20 protein-coding genes are annotated in these 19971 nt (G+C 59.8%); 13 read left to right on the top strand and 7 right to left on the bottom strand.

Annotated elements, in window-relative coordinates:
• Positions 1 to 3: 3 nt before the first annotated feature.
• The 9 genes from EAO78_RS16785 to EAO78_RS16745 all read left to right on the top strand — a co-directional run bounded on the left by EAO78_RS16785 (position 4) and on the right by EAO78_RS16745 (position 10961).
• A complete protein-coding gene (locus EAO78_RS16785; protein ID WP_122106927.1) occupies positions 4 to 990 on the top strand; it encodes an ABC transporter permease in 987 nt (328 codons plus the stop codon).
• Between the two features lie 2 nt (positions 991 to 992).
• Entirely contained in the window at positions 993 to 1913 is a 921-nt protein-coding gene (locus EAO78_RS16780) for an ABC transporter permease (RefSeq protein ID WP_122106926.1), read from the top strand.
• A 2-nt stretch (positions 1914 to 1915) separates the two neighbouring features.
• Positions 1916 to 2938 carry an ABC transporter ATP-binding protein gene (locus EAO78_RS16775; RefSeq protein WP_122106925.1) on the top strand — a complete coding sequence of 341 codons (1023 nt, stop codon included), beginning with the start codon at positions 1916 to 1918 and terminating at the stop codon, positions 2936 to 2938.
• The gene (locus tag EAO78_RS16770; protein ID WP_122106924.1) at positions 2938 to 3969 is read left to right on the top strand and encodes an ABC transporter ATP-binding protein; all 1032 of its coding nucleotides are present in this window, start codon (positions 2938 to 2940) and stop codon (positions 3967 to 3969) included. Before EAO78_RS16775 ends, EAO78_RS16770 begins: the two co-directional genes overlap by 1 nt.
• Positions 3966 to 4607, top strand: coding sequence for a pyroglutamyl-peptidase I (locus EAO78_RS16765; protein WP_122106923.1), 642 nt, complete (start codon positions 3966 to 3968; stop codon positions 4605 to 4607). Before EAO78_RS16770 ends, EAO78_RS16765 begins: the two co-directional genes overlap by 4 nt.
• A 69-nt stretch (positions 4608 to 4676) precedes the next feature.
• Entirely contained in the window at positions 4677 to 5219 is a 543-nt protein-coding gene (locus EAO78_RS16760) for a ribbon-helix-helix protein, CopG family (RefSeq protein ID WP_122106922.1), read from the top strand.
• Between the two features lie 170 nt (positions 5220 to 5389).
• Positions 5390 to 7441 (top strand): hydantoinase/oxoprolinase family protein, encoded by a 2052-nt coding sequence (locus EAO78_RS16755; RefSeq protein ID WP_122106921.1) that lies wholly within the window; start codon positions 5390 to 5392, stop codon positions 7439 to 7441.
• Positions 7438 to 9150, top strand: coding sequence for a hydantoinase B/oxoprolinase family protein (locus EAO78_RS16750; RefSeq protein ID WP_122106920.1), 1713 nt, complete (start codon positions 7438 to 7440; stop codon positions 9148 to 9150). Before EAO78_RS16755 ends, EAO78_RS16750 begins: the two co-directional genes overlap by 4 nt.
• On the top strand, positions 9147 to 10961 hold the full coding sequence (locus EAO78_RS16745) for a CocE/NonD family hydrolase (RefSeq protein WP_122106919.1): 1815 nt from the start codon (positions 9147 to 9149) through the stop codon (positions 10959 to 10961). The genes EAO78_RS16750 and EAO78_RS16745 overlap by 4 nt, the downstream gene beginning before the upstream one ends.
• Before the next feature lie 465 nt (positions 10962 to 11426).
• On the opposite strand, the gene EAO78_RS16735 is transcribed toward EAO78_RS16745, so the two are convergent.
• Complete coding sequence (locus tag EAO78_RS16735) at positions 11427 to 12017, bottom strand: universal stress protein (RefSeq protein ID WP_122106918.1); 591 nt, start codon at positions 12015 to 12017, stop codon at positions 11427 to 11429.
• A gap of 383 nt (positions 12018 to 12400) precedes the next feature.
• Here EAO78_RS16735 and EAO78_RS16730 point away from each other — a divergent pair, with 383 nt between their 5' ends.
• On the top strand, positions 12401 to 12667 hold the full coding sequence (locus EAO78_RS16730) for an HAH_0734 family protein (protein ID WP_122106917.1): 267 nt from the start codon (positions 12401 to 12403) through the stop codon (positions 12665 to 12667).
• 70 nt (positions 12668 to 12737) lie between these two features.
• On the opposite strand, the gene EAO78_RS16725 is transcribed toward EAO78_RS16730, so the two are convergent.
• From EAO78_RS16725 to EAO78_RS16715, 3 genes are all read right to left on the bottom strand, one after another.
• Positions 12738 to 13331, bottom strand: coding sequence for an L-threonylcarbamoyladenylate synthase (locus EAO78_RS16725; protein ID WP_122106936.1), 594 nt, complete (start codon positions 13329 to 13331; stop codon positions 12738 to 12740).
• A gap of 212 nt (positions 13332 to 13543) precedes the next feature.
• The gene (locus tag EAO78_RS16720; RefSeq protein ID WP_122106916.1) at positions 13544 to 14053 is read right to left on the bottom strand and encodes a redoxin domain-containing protein; all 510 of its coding nucleotides are present in this window, start codon (positions 14051 to 14053) and stop codon (positions 13544 to 13546) included.
• Positions 14053 to 14316 (bottom strand): glutaredoxin family protein, encoded by a 264-nt coding sequence (locus EAO78_RS16715; RefSeq protein ID WP_122106915.1) that lies wholly within the window; start codon positions 14314 to 14316, stop codon positions 14053 to 14055. The genes EAO78_RS16720 and EAO78_RS16715 overlap by 1 nt, the downstream gene beginning before the upstream one ends.
• Before the next feature lie 193 nt (positions 14317 to 14509).
• Here EAO78_RS16715 and EAO78_RS16710 point away from each other — a divergent pair, with 193 nt between their 5' ends.
• Positions 14510 to 15889: a hemolysin family protein gene (locus EAO78_RS16710; protein WP_122106914.1), complete on the top strand. Its 1380-nt coding sequence runs from the start codon at positions 14510 to 14512 to the stop codon at positions 15887 to 15889.
• A 42-nt stretch (positions 15890 to 15931) separates the two neighbouring features.
• On the opposite strand, the gene EAO78_RS16705 is transcribed toward EAO78_RS16710, so the two are convergent.
• Positions 15932 to 16663 carry a DUF5781 family protein gene (locus EAO78_RS16705; protein ID WP_122106913.1) on the bottom strand — a complete coding sequence of 244 codons (732 nt, stop codon included), beginning with the start codon at positions 16661 to 16663 and terminating at the stop codon, positions 15932 to 15934.
• Positions 16664 to 16742: 79 nt separating this feature from the next.
• Between EAO78_RS16705 and EAO78_RS16700 the strand changes: the two genes are divergently transcribed.
• The gene (locus EAO78_RS16700) at positions 16743 to 17753 is read left to right on the top strand and encodes a WD40/YVTN/BNR-like repeat-containing protein (RefSeq protein ID WP_122106912.1); all 1011 of its coding nucleotides are present in this window, start codon (positions 16743 to 16745) and stop codon (positions 17751 to 17753) included.
• A gap of 33 nt (positions 17754 to 17786) precedes the next feature.
• On the opposite strand, the gene EAO78_RS16695 is transcribed toward EAO78_RS16700, so the two are convergent.
• Positions 17787 to 18509: a queuosine precursor transporter gene (locus EAO78_RS16695; RefSeq protein WP_122106935.1), complete on the bottom strand. Its 723-nt coding sequence runs from the start codon at positions 18507 to 18509 to the stop codon at positions 17787 to 17789.
• Complete coding sequence (locus tag EAO78_RS16690) at positions 18502 to 18690, bottom strand: ribbon-helix-helix domain-containing protein (RefSeq protein ID WP_122106911.1); 189 nt, start codon at positions 18688 to 18690, stop codon at positions 18502 to 18504. Before EAO78_RS16690 ends, EAO78_RS16695 begins: the two co-directional genes overlap by 8 nt.
• Before the next feature lie 305 nt (positions 18691 to 18995).
• On the opposite strand from EAO78_RS16690, the gene EAO78_RS16685 reads away from it, so the two are divergent.
• Positions 18996 to 19586 carry a 50S ribosomal protein L15e gene (locus EAO78_RS16685; RefSeq protein WP_122106910.1) on the top strand — a complete coding sequence of 197 codons (591 nt, stop codon included), beginning with the start codon at positions 18996 to 18998 and terminating at the stop codon, positions 19584 to 19586.
• Positions 19587 to 19971 lie beyond the last annotated feature (385 nt).

The following is a 19971-nucleotide window of genomic DNA, read 5'->3' as shown; positions in this document are numbered from 1 at the left end:
TTAATGGCAACTACCGAATCGAAATCGGAATTCCTCGTCCGACGGCTTGGGCATTTCACCGTCGCATTCTGTGCGTTACTGGTGATTAATTTCGCCATTCCTCGGGTCATGCCTGGCGATCCGACGACACAATTTGTCGGCCCGGGATTTACCGAGGAAGCCCGACAGCAGATGCTAGAACAATTTGGGTTGAACGAGCCGATGTGGGAACAATTCCTATTGTATCTCATCAATACGCTGACCGGTGATTTCGGTCTCTCCTTCTCACGATATCCGACACCGGTATTCGAATTAATGATGGAACGGCTCCCACGGACCTTGTTCCTGATGGGGGCAAGCGTCTCTTTGAGCGTCGCGATTGGCGTTCCATTAGGTGCCTTTGGAGCGTGGAAGTTCGGGCAGCGGCAGGACGTTCTCATCACCCAGGGATCTCTGTTCTTTCGGTCGATCCCAACGTTCTGGTTGGCGATCCTCATGTTGTTCGTGTTCGGATACCTCATACCGATCTTCCCACTGGGGGGTGTCTCGGCTGCTGGAACTGAGTACACCGGATTGTTGGACTATCTGGCCGATCTGATTTATCACTCCGTATTACCGATCGTGACGCTCTCAGCGTACTTCGTTGCAGGATACACCTTCTTGATGCGAGCTAGTCTGCTCGATATTCTCCCAGAAAACTATATCACGATCGCTCAGACGAAGGGACTCTCCGATCGAGAGGTTCTGTTTCGACATGCCGTCCCACCAGCGGTACTACCGGTCATTACGCAACTCGGCTTCCAAATCGGTCGATTGGTAGGAGGTGCGATCCTCGTCGAAGCGGTCTTCTCGTACCCCGGAATGGGACAGTTAATGTTTGAAGCCGTACTTGCACGGGACTTCCCACTGATCCAAGGTACGTTCTTCCTCTTGACGCTCACCGTGTTGACCGCGATGCTGATCGCTGACCTGCTATACGCGTTCCTCGATCCCCGAGTTGGAGGGTCCTAACCATGTCTAAAACGGAAATAACCGTCCAAACTGACCGTTTTGAATCGACCCGTGAGTTGCTAGAGTCGGTGAAGCGTGTTCTAATCGGCCTTCTCTCAAACAAAAAAGGGCTTGCTGGGCTCACGCTTGTCGGCACGATGGTCTTCATCTCATTTGCTGCTCCGCTGATCGCTCCGTATGACCCAGAGGCGCTCGGTATCGGCCCTCGTCTTGAACCACCAACTGGGGAGCATCTGATGGGGACGGATGACCTCGGACGTGACGTCTTCTCGATGTTCCTGTACGGCGGTCGAATTTCGTTGACGGTCGGTATCGCTGCTGGTATCGTCGCGACGGTCGTGGCAACACTCATCGGCGTCCCGGCAGGATACTACCGCGGTCGTACTGGGCGCTGGCTGACGACAGCCATCGACATGAGCCTTGTCTTCCCACCGTTCGTGTTGGTGATCGTCTTTGCAGCGTACATCGGAAGTACGGTATTCAATATTATTGTGATACTGGCACTGCTGTCGTGGCCGATCCCAGCTCGAACAATCAAGGCGAAAGCGATCAGTGTCCGAGAAAACGAGTTCGTTGAATCGACTCGTGCGTTGGGTGCAACGGATTTCACGATCATGAAAGATGAAGTACTCCCTAACGTGCTACCAGTTGTTTTTGCGAACGGTGTGCTCCAAGTGGTATTCACGATTCTCATGGAAGCTGCTGTTTCGTTCCTTGGCCTAGGAGATCCAACACGGATCTCTTGGGGGACGATGCTATACTTCGCACAGACTGAAGGTGCACTCAGTCTTGGCGCGTGGTGGTGGATGATCTTCCCTGGACTCGGTATTGTAGTGACAGCATTCGGCTTCACGCTACTTGGGACCGCACTAGATGAAGTACTCAACCCACGGTTACAGCGTCGTACTTGGGGGTGGGATTAACCATGACGGAATCAGAACTCATGAACCAACGCTCTGCTCCGAGTGATGAGCCGATCCTCTCAGTTGAGGGGCTCACTACTCACTACGAAACGGACGATGTAGATAGCGTGGTACAGGCAGCTGAAAACGTTTCATTCACCGTCTCCCGTGGCCAAACGATCGGATTAGTGGGAGAAAGCGGCTGTGGAAAGAGTACCGTGGGCTTGAGTTTGCTCCGAGCGCTCCCCCCACAGGGATCCATCGTTGATGGCTCAGTCTATTTTGACGGCCAAGATCTAACGACGTTCAAAAAGAAAGAAATCAAAAAAATACAGTGGAATCGGATATCAATGATATATCAAGGGGCACAAAACGCGTTCAATCCAGTCAAAACCATTGATACGCAAATTCGAGAGGCGCTTGCCAAACATGATGTTGTCCCGAAAAATCAGCGTCGAGAGCGCATTGAGGAACTACTACAAAAAGTCGATCTCGATCCGGGAGTTGCTGACCGCTATCCACACGAGCTCAGTGGAGGAATGAAACAACGAGCAGCGATCGCGATGGCCATCTCCTGTGAGCCAGACCTGCTTATTGCGGATGAGCCGACTACTGCGCTTGATGTTGTCGTACAAGCGAAGGTACTCCGTATGCTACTTGATCTCCAAGAGGAGTTTAATTTCGGGATGGTTGTTATCTCACACAATCTCGCAGCGATCATGAAGGTTTCCGACGATATCGGTGTTATGTATGCTGGGAATATGGTTGAGCGTAGCTCCGCTGAAAATATCTTTGAGGATCCACAACATCCCTATACCGCCAAACTGTTCGGCAGTATCATCGATCCTCAACGACCACCAAAGCAGGTTGAAAACATTCCTGGAGTTCCACCTGATCTACGGAACCCACCGGATGGATGTCGATTCGCAGATCGGTGTGACCTCGCAACCGAGGAATGCTCCGCTCAAATGCCGGCGTTTGAACCGAAAAATGAGTCTACAGAGCACCTCGCCGCGTGCTTCCACTCTGAAGAGGTGTCTCGGTGATGTCGGAGACTGAGACCCTTTTGGAAATCAAAGACCTCGAAAAGCACTTTTCACAAAGCACTGGCTGGGTCGGATCGCTCCTTGGTAAGGACAAAGCCGTCCGGGCAGTCGACGGAGTCAGTCTTTCGCTTGACCGGGGCGAGATCGTAAGCATCGTCGGTGAATCCGGTTGTGGGAAGACGACGCTCGGTAAATCGCTACTTCGACTCATCGAACCAACAGCAGGATCTATCGAATTTCACGGAACGGATATTACCGAACTCCCTGATGACGAAATGCGTGATCTTCGTAAAGAGATGCAGATCGTCTTTCAGGATCCGTTCCAGAGTCTCAACCCGAAAAAGACGGTTCGACAGTTGGTCCGACAACCGCTCGAGATCCATGGAATGTCGCGAACCGAAGCGGAGGCGCGTGTCGTTGACGCACTCGAAGATGTTGGTCTGTCACCTGTTTCCGACTTCCTTGACCGATATCCGGAGGAGATGAGCGGTGGTCAGCTCCAACGAGTTTCGTTCGCACGGTCTCTCGTGCTCGAACCTTCGTTTGTCGTGGCAGATGAGCCGACAAGCATGCTCGATACCAGTATACGAGCGCGGGTTCTCGATCTGATGGAGGAGTTACGTAACGAACGGGATCTCTCGTTCCTTGTCATTACCCACGATCTCAGCGTTGCTCGATATCTCAGCGACCGAGTCGGAGTAATGTATCTTGGTCGTCTCGTTGAAATTGGCGACGCTGATGAGATGATCATGGACCCAAAACATCCCTACTCTAAGGCGCTCATCGAGAGTATTCCGAGTCCGACACCCTACGAAGAGTTTGATCCTGCGGATATCGAGGGTGAAGTACCAGACCCGATTGATGTTCCAAGCGGCTGCCGGTTTCACCCCCGGTGTCCAGTTGCCACAGAAGAATGTAAACGTATAGAACCCGAATGGCGTATGGTTCCGACAGAAGGGGATGCATCCCGATACGTCGAGTGTCATGAAGTCGACCCGAAACACGTACCCGCAGATCCACAACCACAATGACAACCACACTACTCACAGGCTACGAACCGTTCGATGATTACGAGACGAACCCTAGCGAGACGATCGCCAACCGCCTTGATGGAGAGCAGATCGCCGGCAGCGACGTAGTCGGGGAAGTATTCCCTGTCGAGTTCGAACACACGAATGAACTACTATGTGACCGTATTAACGAACTCGACCCAGATATCGTCATCTCACTCGGACTCGCTCCCGAGCGTACAGCAATCAATATTGAACGTATCGGAATTAACGTCAATAGTGGTACGGGTGTTCCCGACAATGTCGGGGTTGAACCTGAAAATGAGCCGATCGAGGCGGATGGATCTGATGCACACTTCGCAACGATTCCCGTCACGAAGATCGTCAGAGATCTAGCGGATGGAGACATCCCCAGCCGTATCTCGAACACCGCAGGAACGCATCTCTGTAATAATGCGCTGTACTCTGTCCGAGAGTACGCCATACAAAACGATCTTGATCTCGACTCCGGATTCATCCACTTACCGTTCTCGCCAGCACTTGCGATCGAATCCGCCGACGCATATGTCTCTGCTGGCACTGTTCCACCCAGTATGCCGCTGGATTTACAGACAGAAGCTGTTCGTCGAAGTATCGCAGTAGCTACCGAAGAGAGATAGGTCCATTTCTGGGCCGAAAAGTCTCTGTTCTACAACGGGTATTTGTATCGACTGTGCTATTGTGTAGTCATGGTTAGTAATCGGATTACGGTCTCGCTTGATGAACCAGCAAACGAAGCGCTGGATTCACTCGTCGAAGAGACGGGATCAAAACAGAGTGAGGTAGTTCGTCAAGCACTACAGTTCTACGCAGAGAACTTGTCGGCCGCACAAGAAGGGAGAGACGTCCGCCTCGAAGAGTACCATCGAATGCTCTCGAAAGGTGAACATGTTATGTTAGACATTGATTTTCTCCACGCGATACTCAATTATGTCGAAGACGAGGATGGCGATCCGCCACAAGAATTTTTCGATCACGTCGACTCAGTATCGGAGTATCACGCCAAGGAATACGAGGATCGATTTAACGATATTGGCGAATTACTCGACTGGATGTCTCTTTGTGGATTCCTTACCGTCCGTCAGAGTGATGACACTACGTACCACGTGGTGTTTCCCTCACGGCAAGTTCGTTGGTTCATGATGCGATTCATCCAGAAGAGTGTCGTCGATCTTCCCTTTGATATCGAGATTGAACAAGGAGTATCGAAAGTCATTGTCTCAGAAAAGTGAGTCAAACTTTTTTTTATACGGACTATGAATGATCTGCTAGTGCTACCACTGGCAGTCATACGACTTCATACCTGGTATTCATAGTTCTCAACAACCCTTTTGATGGATCACTGGGACCATGTGATCAGAGCACATGCATATTCATAACACCACCATTGTAGGTGGATATCATGAGTGAGGAGGCACCACGAATTGGTGTCGATGTCGGCGGAACGTTCACTGATGTTGTCACCGTCCAGAATGGAACAGTCTCAGTCACAAAGAGCCCATCAACACCAGATTCACCCGATGAGGGGGTAATCAATGGGCTGACTAAAAGTCGTTCCACGACTGGCATCGAACCGGAGGCTGTTGAGTTCTTCGCCCATGGAACGACAGTCGCGACGAACGCAGTTCTCGAACGAGAGTGGGCTGACACCGCACTTATCACGAACGAAGGCTTCCGTGATGTACTAGAAATCGGCCGACAGGCTCGACCAGACATCTACGATTTTGAGGTAACGAAGCCGGAGCCAATCGTTTCTAGAGACAAGCGATTCGGTGTTCCGGGTCGCCTTGACGAGCGCGGAAACATTGAACAGCCGCTTGATCACGACGCAGTCGATAGTGTGATCGAACACCTCTCTGAGCGGGACCTTGACAGCGTCGCAGTTTCACTACTGTTTGCCTACGAGAATGACGAACATGAGCAAACAGTCGCCGCACGGATCGAAAGCATGCTTGATGATGTCTCTATCTCTACTTCGAGTGACGTGCTCCCGGAAATTCGCGAGTATGAACGGACACTCGCAACGTCGCTAAATGCGGCACTCAAACCTGTAATGGATCGCTATCTCGGTCGACTCGATGATAGGCTGACCGAAGAAGGGTTCGACACGGAGCTACAGATCATGCAGTCGAACGGTGGGATTATCGATGCAGATAGAGCTCGAACACAGCCGATCAACACATTACTTTCAGGGCCGGCCGCGGGCGTTCAGGGAGCCGCACACATTGCTGGTCTGCGTGGTGTCGATGACGTATTGACGATGGATATGGGGGGAACGTCGTGTGATGTCTCCGTTGTCACGGACGGCGAACCGCTGATTACAACGGACCTTGATATCGGTGAATATCCAGTAACTGTGCCGATGGTGTCAGTCCATAGCATTGGAGCCGGAGGAGGCTCAATTGGCTGGATCGACACCGGAGGCGCACTACGAGTGGGCCCGAAATCTGCCGGCGCTATGCCAGGGCCAGTCTGTTACGGTCGAGGTGGTACTGAGCCGACTGTGACTGACGCTCATCTGTACCTCGGTCGGTTGGATCCTGAGAATCTCCTCTCAGACGAACTAGAGGCGGACCTCGATCTCGTGGAGGCGGCGATATGCGAGTCGCTCGCAGATCCGCTCGGTCTCTCAGTCCCAGAGGCAGCACAAGGAATTCTTGATGTCGCAAACGCAAATATGGAACGAGCGCTACGGGTTGTCTCAGTCGAACAAGGACACGATCCACGTGAATTCGGCCTCGTAGCGTTCGGAGGTGCTGGTCCACTCCATGCAGCCAAGCTCGCATCCGAACTGGAGGTACCACGGGTGTTCGTCCCGCGGACTGCGGGTGTTCTCTCGGCACTCGGATTGTTGATCACAGATCTTCTCCATGATTTCAGCACATCGATGGTACGGTCGTGGACAGAGATTGATGCCGAATCATTAGAAGCGGTGTTCACCGAATTCGAGCAAGAAGGGAGAGATCGACTTGCTTCCACCGGATATACGGATGATCGTGTCGATTTCGAGCGCGCTGTCGATGTCCGGTACGTCGGGCAGTCCTTCGAGATCACAGTCCCTGTCGAAAACAATACGATCACACCCGAAACGTTGGAACAGGTTGCCGAACGATTCCATGAACTCCATGAGCGCCGCTACGGTCACGCCTCACCCGCAGAGTCGATCGAACTCGTAACCGTACGACTTCGGGCTCGAGGACTTGTCGATGTCCCTGAATTGACCGCAACTGACGGAACCGGGACCGCAGCCGGCGCGATCACTGATACACGTGAAATACGATATGACGAGACATATCACGAAACTCGGGTCTATGATCGAGCACATCTGGGACCAGAAACGACCTTCGAGGGCCCCGCGATCGTCGAAGGATCTGAAAGCACTGTCGTGGTACACCCTGGACAGGACGTAACCGTAGATGAATTTGGGACGATTATTATCGAGGTGAATCCATGAGCGTTGATCCGATCACGCTCGAAGTCATCCGGAATGCAGCGACGGCGATCAGCGAGGAGATGAATGCGAACCTGATCAGAACGGGCTACTCACCAAACATCAAGGAGCGTCGTGACTGCTCGTGTGCAGTGTTTGACGCCGATGGAGAAATGATCAGTCAAGCGGAGAATATGCCAGTCCACCTTGGCGCAATGCCATTTTCCGTCGCTGCCGCGCTCGACGCATACCCACCGGAGACGCTCTCTCCTGGTGACTCGATCATGCTCAACGATCCGTTTCGGGGTGGCGCACATTTGCCCGATCTCACGCTTGTCACACCCGTCTTCGTGGACGGAGAGTTAATCGCTTTCGCGGCAAATCGTGCACACCACGCAGATATCGGGGGATCAACAGCCGGGAGCGTTGCCGCCGATTCGACAGAGATCTACCAAGAAGGCCTTCGGATTCCACCGGTAAAGCTGTATGAGGGCGGTGATGTCGTTGAAGACATTATGGGGATGATCCTGGCGAACGTCCGAACGCCGGACGAACGCAGGGGCGATCTACGGGCACAGGCGGCTGCCAACGAGACGGCACGCAACCGACTACAGGGACTTGCCGAAAAGTACGGTACAGAGACACTTTCGGAGGCTATCGATGAGATCCAAGACTACTCCGAACGACGGATGCGATCGGAGATACAGGAGCTTCCAGATGGGACTGTCTCCTTTGCCGACGTGCTTGATGATGACGGCCAAGGGACGGAGAATATCGGTATCAAGGCTAGCGTATCGATCGACGATGATGAGGTCACTGTTGATTTTGAGGGGACAGATCCGCAAACAAAGGGAGCTGTAAACGCAGTGTTTGCCGTTACTGCCTCGGCGACCTACTATGCGATCCGATGTCTAACCGATCCAGATATCCCGCCGAACAATGGGTGCTACCGCCCGATCGAGATTAACGCACCTTCTGGCACCGTCGTCAATGCCAAGCCACCGGCCGCGGTGGTCGGTGGGAATCTTGAAGTATCACAGCGTGTCACAGATGTCGTACTTGGCGCACTTGGTGAACTCGTACCCGAACGCGCAACTGCTGCTCACCAAGGCACGATGAATAATGTGACCTTCGGTGGAACGGATCCGCGAGATGGCAGCCCCTACGCATTCTACGAGACGCAAGGTGGTGGCTTCGGTGCCCGGGCAAGCGGTGACGGAATGGATGGCGTTCACGTCCATATGAGCAATACGATGAACACGCCAGCAGAGGTACTTCAGACTGCCTACCCACTTGCAGTGAAGCGATACGAACTTCGAGCGGATACGGGGGGTGCCGGCAAGCAGCGTGGCGGCCTTGGACTCCGCCGCGACATCGAAGTTAGGGGCCACGACGCGATGTTTAGTCTGCTGTCTGAGCGGCGGACGCATGGCCCTTATGGGCTCGAGGGTGGTCACGATGGTGAAACTGGTGATGACAAGCTCCTCACTAGTGATGGCGAACAGGATCTCCCCTCAAAGACCAAACGGACACTTCACGATGGAGATATTGTCAGCATCAGAACACCGGGTGCCGGTGGATTCGGGGAAGCCACTGAACGAGACCCAGAGAGTGTCCGTCGAAATGTCAAACTTGGGAAAGTTTCTGAAAAGGCCGCCCGCGAAACCTATGGCGTGTCGATCGTCGACGAGGCACAGAATAACAAATCAACAGCACGTGAGGAACGATCATGAGCGATTCACCCGACCCGAAGCGGGATGAGATCATCACTACTGAGCAGGTTCGTGACGCCGCTGATGGGACTACACTAGCACTTCGAGTATTCCGCCCGAACGAGAGTAGTCCGAATAACCAAGTGCCGGTACTTCTACAGCGGACGCCGTACGAACGTCCGGAATTCCCTCTCGAAGAACTCCCCATGGCTGCACTGAGACGCGGCTATGCTGTCGTCTACGAGGACGTCCGTGGACGAGGTGCGAGCAATGGCGAATTCAAGCCGTGGGTCCATGAAGCAACGGACGGGCGAACAGCTGTCGAGTGGATCACAGATCAACCATGGTCAACCGGCAACGTCGGTACCTTCGGATCAAGTTCTCCCGGACAGGTACAGCTGTTTACCGCAGCCGAACAACCCGATGGCCTTCGGGCGATCGCACCGATGTTTACTCCCTCAGATCTTCATCGCTCCGATTTCTTTCAAGACGGCGCGATGAGCGCACTTACTCTCATCTCTTGGTCGTTCGGTTGGCTCGGTCCTCACTCTATTTCTCGTCTCGAACGTCGTGAGCAGCTTTCCGAAGACGTCGCTTCAGCCGCCCGACAAGCATGTGAAGCAGTCATCGATGACCTCCCAACATTCGCATCCTCTCGACCGCTTGTAGATCTCCCAAGTCGTGTATTCAAGGATGTCCCGTTTCCGTCAGATCTCTCGGCAGAGGATATTGTGCCTCATTGGTCGGAATGGGTAAACCGCCCCACCTATGATGACTTCTGGCGCTCGTTCGATCCCGAACTTCGTTACGACCAAATGGATGTCCCAGGTCTTCACATCACAGGATGGTTTGAACTATGCCAGCATGGTACAATAACGAATTATCGCGGAATGTCCAATGCTACAGATCGAGACCAACATTTAGTCGTTGGGCCGTGGAGCCATAGAAACACCTCCTCAAAGATTGGTGAGATTGATTTCGGTTCACACGCCGCTGCCGATGAGTATGGTCTTGTAGATCTCCATCTCGACTTCTTTGATACGTATGTACGTGACGACCCATCCGGCAAATTTTGTCACAATGACCCCCTTATAGAGACGTACTGTCTTCAGCCGGACGCTGGATCGTGGACGCAACACACGTCGTGGCCTCCGACAGAAACACGGATCAATCGTCGATATCTCCACGGCCGGGATAGTACTGAAACCGTGACTGGCGGACACCTTCGTGAAACGCCACCACCGAAGGATATGCAACCAACTACATATCAACATGATCCCGACAATCCTGTCCCGACTCGTGGCGGACCACTTTGTTGTGATCCAGAGACGGCTACACCTGGCATGTTTGAGCAGTCAGCGTACGACGAGCGCAACGATGTCATCTCGTTTACTACGCCTCGATTCGACGAAACTACCGAATTTGCCGGGCCAGTCAGAGCATCCCTCGTCGTCTCAACTGATACCCATGATACGGATTTCACCGCTAAACTCGTACACGTAACTTCGGATGGACGAGCCTACAATCTCTGTGAAGGTATTCAACGCGCTCAATATCGTCATGGACGCGATAAATCAGTTGACGTATTACCAAACACACCGATGCGGCTCACGATTGACCTGTGGAACATCCACCACTGTGTTCCCGCTGGGGACCGTCTTCGATTGTATGTTGCGAGTAGCAACTTCCCACGATTTGATCCACACCCTGGAACCGAAGATCCGTGGATAGCAGACGAGAGCAGCGTGGCGACACAAATACTGTACCACGAAACAGGACGTGAGAGCTATCTAGACTTACCACAGCTTTCGGTCAATTCAAAGAGCTCTTAATCAACGAGCGGGCGCTCTTTCTAGACATCGAATTTTGGATTGCGGTCGCGGTTGATGACTACGCCGTCACCGATGGTGACATCAAACTAAAGATCAACGAGGACGACATCGCGGTGCGGGTTACATCGACGACGCTTCGATCGAACTCCGCGCGTACACGAACGGTGACTTTCACGTCTCGTATCTCGAATCTCGGTCAGGCGAACGACGACGATGTCGATGGGATCGACACGATCAGCCGCACAACGCCCGAGACCACTTCCATCCGCTTCCGGACGCCAGCACGGCTGCCGCGGTCGATCGTGCGTACGCACCGGATCTCACGCGAGTCGTCGAGAAGACCGTACTTCCGTGGGTCGACGATAGAGTGGGCGAGCTGTGGGAGCCGGCGGCCACTGACTGAGAGCAGACGTACGGTAGGGGACTCCCCTGACGTCGATGTACAACATCTCTCCGTCGACGGGATCAGACTTCGTCGACGCCGACCACCAACACGGGAACCGACCCGTCGCGTTGGACCCGCGTCGGGAGCGGTTCGGGACGGACGAGCCGCTCGAGCCCGGTCCGCCGGGCCGATCCGAGGACGACGAGGTCGACGTCGTGGGCGTCGGCGAAGTCGAGCACCTCCTCGTGGGCGGTGCCGTACCGGAACCACTTCCCGACGTCGACGCCGCGCTCGCGGCCGCGGGCCTCGGCGGCCTCGACCGCGGCTTCGCCCTCGCGTTCGTGACGCTCGACGACCATGTCCCACGCCTCGGTCGTGTCGACGACGTACAGCGCGTCCACGGTCGCGCCGTGTGCGGCCGCGAGGTCGATTCCCGTCTCGACCGCCGTCTCGCCGGTCTCGGCGCCGTCGGTGACGACCAGCACTCGTTCGAAGAGCCCGGCGGCCGGGACCGGACCCGTGTCGGCGTCCGCTTCGTCGACGGGGGCCGGGGCGCTCACGCCCTCCTCGTCGTGGTCGCGATCGACCGCGTCGAGTCCCGTTCCCTCGGGGGTCCGGACGGTCGGCTCTGCTCCGTGGCGGTTCGCGTCGGGGTCGATGTCTGCTGACATGGTCGGTGGTCGACGAGCCGTCCGATGGACGCTCGCGTTCTCTACCGTCCCCTCCGCTCCCGGCTCACTTAACGATTTTCGACAGGATAGACGATTATCATTATCTATCCCGATTCGGTCCCTGATAGATGATTATATTTGGAATAGGTATGATCGTATGTTTCTCTATATCGGTTCGTTCTGGACGATAGGGTGTGAGGGTCCCCCGGTATCGACCGTTCGAGCGAGACGAGTCACGGAAGGGGTCGGTATCGGACGTGAGGATCCCGAATGTGACGATCAAAATTCGACCGTTTCGAGTGCGGTTCCGGTTCCGCACCCCCTGACGGAGATGGATCGTCCGTACCGAAGCGATTAAGCGATGAACCCGCCAACGCCGAGACATGCAACACCTCATCGTCCGCGGTGACCCCGGCATCCGTCGGGACGCGATCATCGAGTACGAGGGCGAGGAGCTGATCTGTTTCGGGATCAGCACGCAGGGCGGGTGGCACGGCCCCGACGAGCCGCAACTCTGGTGTACCGTGGGCACCCGCGACGAGCGAGAGGCCTACGAGAAACGCGAGTACGTCCCCCACTGGCTCGACGTCGACACCGTCGACGCCGAGGCGCTCGACGTGATCAAGGCGAAGGGCGACCTCTCGGTGTAACCGGAACCCCCGTCTGAACCCTTTTTCGCCGATTCCGCCGTCCGCTAGCCTTCCCGCCGTCCTCCCGACCTCACACCGGCGGGTCCGCGAGCCACGCCTCGACCGCGCCGGCCATCGCGCCGCGCCGGTGTATCTCGCCGCGTTCGGGGTCGACGACCGTGCTCTCGGCGCCGGACGTCTCGCCGCCGTCGATCACGACCGAGGCCCGGTCGCGCACACGCTCGTCGAGGTCCGCGACGCGGGTGACGCTGCCGTTTCCGGAGACGTTCGCGCTGGTGGCGGTGAGCGGTCCCGTCTCCTCTAAGAGCACGCGGGCGATCGGATGGTCGGGGACGCGCACGCCGACGCGGTCGCGGCCGCCGGTCAGCACGTCCGGAACGGCCGGGTCCCGTTCGACGACGACCGTCACCGGCCCCGGGAGGAACGCCCGCATGAACGCCGTCGCGAGCGCGGTCGGTCGGGTGTGTCCCAACGCGGCGTCGACGCTCGCGATGCCGAGCGAGAGCGGATCGTCGCGGTCGCGGCCCTTGGTCTCGAACACCCGCTCGACCGCGCTCGCGTCGAGGGCGTCCGCGCCCAGCCCGTACACGGTCTCCGTCGGGTAGACGACGAGGCCGCCGGACGCGACCGCGTCCGCGGCCCGCCGGAGGGTCTCGCCGTCGATGCGGCCGGTCCCGTCGGTATCGAGTCGGCGATCTCCGGCGTCGAGTCGGCGGTCCTCGTCCCCCGTGTCGGCGTCGTCGGTCACGGATCGACGTAGACGACGGGACCGAAAAAGGATAGCGGGTCAGATCGATCGAAAAGCGCCGCTCCGGGACCCTCCGAGGAGGTCCGCATCGCGGACGGTCGGGTCCGCACTCGAAGCGATCCGGACGCTCACTCGAGGAGGTCGTCGATCGCCGCCTCCACCGCGTCGTAGTCGGGGAACGAGGGGTGCTCGCTTCCCACCCAGGCGTACCGGACGACGCGGTCGGAGTCGAGCAGGAAGACGGCCGGACGCGCCTCCGTGATCCCCGCCATCCCGTCGACGTCGTGATCGACGCCGTACGCCTCGACGACGGATGCACTCGGGTCCGAGAAGACCCGGACGCCGTCGCCGCGCTCGGCGAGCAGGTCCTTGTGCTCGTACGGCGAGGAGATCGAGACGCCGTACACGGGAAGCGTGTCGGCCCAGCCGCGGTCGTCGATCTCGTTGTAGACGTACGTCGTCTGGAACGCGCCGTCCATCGGGTGGAAGACGAGCAGCGTCGGCCCGTCGACGACGGCCGAGAGCGAGCGGTCCTCCCAGAACTCCTCGCCGACGAGCGGTCGGGTGAACTCGGGGGCCGTCTCGCCCGCCGTCACGTGGTCCGTCTCGGGCAGCTCGACGACGTCGAACTCCGGCATTACGCACCCGCCTCCACGCCGTAGGTTCCCTCGAGGTACTCCACGATGTTGGCGCTCTCGGACATGGTCACGCCCGTCTCCCGGTCGACGATCGCCGGAACGCTCCGCGCGCCCGAGACGCGCTTGACGACGTTCCGCTCGGAGTGCATCGGCTCGACGTAGCGGGACCGGTACTCGATGCCGAGGCGGTCGAGCGTCCGAACGACCCGCTCGCAGTACGGGCACGCCTGGAGCCGGTACAGGGTGATCTGTGGGTCCGTCATGCGTCCCGTTTCGGCCGCGGGAAGAGTAACCGTGTCGGCCGCGGCACGACGATTCGGCTCTCCATCGACGCAGCACGACGGTTCGGCTCTCGCCCCATCACAGCACGACGGTTCGGTCACCGACCCGCCACGGCCGAGGCCATCCGTGTCGAAGGTAACCCTTTAACTACGTGCCGCCAGAAGGAAAACGAGAATGGGCTTGTCGTCAAGCGTACTGACAGCCGGCCTGCTGCAGCTGCCGGTACCGGGACAGAACACCGTGACCCTCCTCGGGATCCTCGCGATCATCCTCCTGATCGCCCTCTCGGGGTTCTTCTCCTCCTCGGAGATCGCGATGTTTTCGCTGCCGCAACACCGCGTCGACAGCCTCGTCGACGAGGGCGTTCCGGGGGCGAAGACGATCCGCAGCATGAAGGAGAACCCCCACCGGCTGTTGGTGACCATCCTCGTCGGGAACAACATCGTCAACGTGGCGATGACCTCCATCGCGACCGCGCTGTTCGGGATCTACCTCTCGCGGGGACAGTCCGTGCTGGCGACGACGTTCGGCATTACGACGCTGGTGTTGGTCTTCGGCGAGAGCGCCCCGAAGTCCTACGCCGTCGAGAACACCGAGTCGTGGGCGCTCAGGATCGCTCGCCCGCTGAAGCTCTCGGAGTACGCGCTGTATCCGCTCGTCGTCTTCTTCGATCGCATCGTTCAGGCGATCAACACGGTGATCGGGGGCTCGGCGGCCATCGAGTCGACGTACGTCACGCGCGACGAGATCCAGGACATCATCGAGACGGGCGAACAGGAGGGCGTCATCGAGGAGGAGGAACGCGAGATGCTCGACCGCATCTTCCGGTTCAACAACACCATCGCCAAGGAGGTGATGACGCCCCGCCTCGACGTCACCGCCGTCGCGAAACAGGCGACCGTCGAGGAGGCGATCCAGAAGTGCGTCCACGCCGACCACGAGCGCGTCCCCGTCTACGACGGCAACCTCGACAACATCGTCGGCATCATCAGCGTCCGCGACCTGGTCCGCGAGCTGCACTACTCCGAGGGCGAGCCCTCCCTCGAGCGGGTGGTCAAGCCCACCCTTCACGTCCCGGAGTCGAAGAACGCCGACGAGCTGTTGGCGGAGATGCAGGACAACCGCCTCCAGATGGTGATCGTCATCGACGAGTTCGGAACGACGGAGGGGATCATCACCTTGGAGGACATGGTCGAGGAGATCGTCGGCGACATCCTGGAGGGCGACGAGCCCGAGCCGATCGAGTTCCTCGAGGAGAACGTCGCGTTCGTGCAGGGGGAGGTCAACATCGACGAGGTCAACGAGATGCTCGGCATCGACCTCCCCGAGGGCGAGGAGTTCGAGACGCTCGCCGGCTTCGTGTTCAACCGCGCGGGTCGGCTCGTCGAGGAGGGCGAACAGATCGAGTTCGACGGCATCCGGATCCGCATCGAGCGCGTCGACAACACCCGGATCATGAAGGCGCGCGTCACCGTCCTCGACGAGGCCGAGGCGGCCCCCGACGAGCCCGCAGACTCCGATCCGGAGGGGCTCCCGGTCGACGAGCCGGAGTGACCGGCCCGCCGAGATTCTCGCCGACGTATCCAGCACCTCCGTTCACACCGCGTACGCTCGCGCGGCCGAGACGAGCGCCTTCCGGTACGCGCTTTCGGTGGGATCGGGCCCGAGATCGAGGAACCGCCGCTTGAATCCCTCGACGTCGACGTCCGCGGCGTCGCTTCCGGCCGCACGCGCGAGGTCGTACAGGCGGTGGCTCGGCTCCGCGAGGTCGTGTCGCTCGACCAACGCCAGCGCGAACGCCGCGTTCACCGCGGTGATGTCGGGGTCGGCCCCGGCGGTCACCGGCGGCGACCCGGCCCGGTTCGGGTCCGGTCGGTCCGCGACGGCGGCCGCCAGCGTCGACTCGAGGAAGCCGACCAGCTTGTCGGCGGGCGCGACCGAGAGCGTGATGTCGTCGGCGTAGATGTCCTTCATGTGGTTCGCGATCTGATAGCAGTGCGCGAGCTTGCGCCGCTCGACGGTCTCGCCGGCGAGCCCGAGGTACAGCGCCTCCTCGGTCGACTGGACGTGTGAGGCGTGGCCCTCCTCGTACCGGGCCATGTGCGAGAGCTCGTGGACCGCGAGCTCGCGGGCCATCGCGCTCGTGGCGGCGCGTCGGGAGACGTTGAGGACGTGGTGGTCGGCGTAGTGGCCGGCCCACGTCCGCTCGTCGGGGTCGTCTCGAACCTTGACGTAGACGGGATCCTCGAGCGAGAACTCGGTTTCGAACAGGTCGGCGGCGCCGAGAAACGGGTCGGGGGGAACGTCCCCCTGTACGCGGAGATCCATGCGTACTCTTACCACTCCCTCGGCCGATAAGTCTCTTGCGCCGTCCACGCTTATCTTCCCGCCCGCCGTAGTCGCGAGTATGAACGCGTACGCGGCCTACCCCGACGGTCTGCGGGTCGTCGACACGGACACGGGACGCGTCGAGAACCGCCTCGACGGGCGTCGCGTGGAGTGCGTGGCGGTCCACCGGGACGTCCCCGAGCGCGTGTTCGCGGGGACGTTCGACGACGGCCTGTACCGCTCGGTCGACGCGGGCGAGTCGTTCGAGCGGATCGCTGCCACGACCCTCGGGCCGGACGGAACCGGCCCGGACGCGGTCACCGCGCTCGCGGTCAGCCCGCACGACCCGGCGGAGGCGTGGGTCGGGACCGAGCCCTCGCGACTGTACCGGACGGCCGACGGCGGCACGTCGATCGAGCGCGTCGCGGGGCTGACCGACGTTCCCTCCGCGTCGGAGTGGTCGTTCCCGCCCCGTCCGAACACCCATCACGTCCGGTGGATCGAGACCTGCCCCGACGACCCGGACCGGTGGTACGTCGGGATCGAGGCCGGGGCGCTCGTCGTCACCTCCGACGGCGGCGACACGTGGACCGATCGCCCGCCGGGATCGCGCCGGGACACCCACACGATCGCGACCCACCCGGACGCCCCCGATCGGGTGTACGTCGCCGCCGGCGACGGCTACGCCGAGAGCGACGACCGGGGGGAGTCCTTCGAGGTCGTTTCCGAGGGGCTGGACCACGGCTACGTCTGGGGGCTCGCCGTCGACCCCGGCGACCCCGACCGCGTCCTCGTCAGCGCCGCCAGCGGCGCGAACGCCGCCCACCGACGGGGCGATGCCTACCTGTATCGGCGGCAGGGACGAACGGACGAAAACGGGGACGCGGCGGCCTGGGAACGGCTCGACGACCGGGGCGTCCCGACCGGCGAGGGAACCTACCGGGCAGTTCTAGCCTCGGGGACCGACGACGGTGAAATATGGGTGCTCGCCGACCACGGGCTCCACCGCACGAAGGACGGCGGCGACCGGTTCGACCGCGTTTCGACCGCCCTCCCGGAGGCGGTCCCGCGGGCGCTCGCGGTCGCGTGAGTCCTCGCAATGAAGTTGCTACGAATGAAGTTGCTACTCCCGGACCGCGCCGACGACGAGGTAGACGAACGGCGTGTCGAGGACGGCGATCAGCAGCTTGAGGAGGTACTGGCCGGCGATCAGCGCGCCGACCGCCGCGAGCGGCAGGGCGTCCCCGACGCCGAGGAGGGTCGGCGCGACGAGGAACGCGACCGACACGAAGATCACCGTGTCGATCGCCTGGCTGGTCGCGGTCGACGCGAGGTTTCGAAGCCAGAGGTTCGCCCGGCCGGTCCGGTCGCGGATCGCGTGAAAGAGCACGACGTCGACGTTCTGGCTGACGACGTACGCCAGCAGACTGCCGGCGACGACGTTGGTCGTCGGTCCGAGCGCGACGCCGAAGGCACCGGACACCTCGGGATCGACGCCCGGCGCGGCGAGCGTCGACCACACCAGCGCGAGCACGACGAAGTTCATCGCGAACCCCACGTTGACGACGACCTGGGCCGTCCGGCGTCCGTACAGTTCGGCCAGACAGTCGGACGCGAAGAAGGTGACGGCGTACGCGAGCGCCGCGCCGGGCAGGAGTATCTGGGGACCGACCACGGGAAGCGCGACCGGCAGCGAGAGCGCGAGCACCTTCGCGGCGGTGACCTGTGCGGTGGCGAGCGCGGTGACGAACAGCGCCACGAGCCCCACCGCCGCCACGGCCGGCCGGGAGAGCGGGTCGACCGCGAAGAGTCGCTCAGGTCCGGCGTCGGTCGATCCGTTACTCATCCGCGTCACCGTCGTCCTCCAGTCGACCGTGGCGCGCGTCGATCTCGTCGAGAGTGTCGAGCGTCTTGCGGATCGACGCCCGGACGGCGTCGCTTCGGTTCACGAACTTCCCGTCGTCGCCGACGTGCTCGTCGAGGTCCGACAACAGCTCCCCGGGTATCTCGACGCTTATCTTGGGCATACTCGAGTATTCTCCGGAGAATATATAAAACGCTGACGAGTGTACGGTCGCCCCGTGATCCCGGCACACGCGAGTCGATATCACCCCATCGTGGCGGGAGACGATCCTGTCCTACCGTGCGAGTCGTCGACACGCCCGCCGCGGAGCGAAGCCCTTATGATCGAACGGGCGGAAGTGAGCGGTAACTCGCTGGTACGGACGTCCAGCGGGCACTCGCCGCCGGACGGGGGTTCGAACGCCCGCCCGGGACGAGACGACATGTGGCCGGGTTCCGGCCGAATCGTAAGCGTCCGTGGACATAAACGATGGCACGAAGCTTCTACTCACACATCAAGGACGCATGGCGGTCCCCCGACGAGGGGAAACTCGCGGAACTCCAGTGGCAGCGCAAACAGGACTGGCGCGACCAGGGCGCGATCGAGCGGATCGAGCGCCCCACCCGACTGGACAAGGCCCGCGAGCTGGGCTACAAGGCGAAACAGGGCGTGATCGTCGCCCGCGTGAGCGTCCGCAAGGGCGGCTCGCGCAAGCAGCGCCACAAGGCCGGCCGCCGCTCGAAGCGGCAGGGCGTCAACCGGCTCTCGCGGCGCAAGTCGATCCAGCGGATCGCGGAGGAGCGCGCCTCCCGGAAGTACCGCAACCTGCGCGTGCTCAACTCCTACTGGGTCGGCGAGGACGGCTCCCAGAAGTGGCACGAAGTGATCCTGGTGGACCCCGCTCACCCCGCGATCGAGAACGACGAGCAGCTCAACTGGATCTGCTCGGACGACCACAAGGGTCGCGCGTTCCGCGGGCTCACCTCCGCCGGCACCAAGGGCCGCGGCCAGCGCAAACGCGGCAAAGGGACCGAGAAGACCCGCCCGTCGGTCACCGGAAACGACCGCCAGGGCAAGTAGAGTCGACGCGGATCGGTCCGCGTCCGACACGACCGACTTCTCTCGTTTATCGACCGAACAGTGACGACGCCGGCGGTAACTCTCCCGATCCGATGCGGTGGCGTGCCTCCGAGCGCCCGGCAGGGCGCGAGGAGCCCGCGAGGGAGGCGGCGGGCCGGCGCGAGCGTGGTGCGGTCCCGCGCCGGCCCGTCGCCGAGGCTGGGGAGGCGTGAGGTGCGGTTGCGGTTCGGGTGGGACTCAAAGGGGCAGCCGCGAGGAGCGCGCAGGCGACGCAAGCAGAGAGGGACCGGTAGTGATAGCCGAAAAATTTGTAATGTTAGAGTGTGAGTACGAACTATGCCTGGACCGTCGAAAGATCACCTCGAACATCTGAGTGAAGAGGAAC

The sequence above is a fragment of the Halobellus captivus genome, assembly GCF_003697845.1.
In the GTDB taxonomy this organism is placed as follows: Archaea; Halobacteriota; Halobacteria; order Halobacteriales; family Haloferacaceae; genus Halorubrum; species Halorubrum glutamatedens.
Note: the sequence above shows the minus strand (reverse complement) of the source record. Positions and strands in the feature narration are given on the sequence as shown.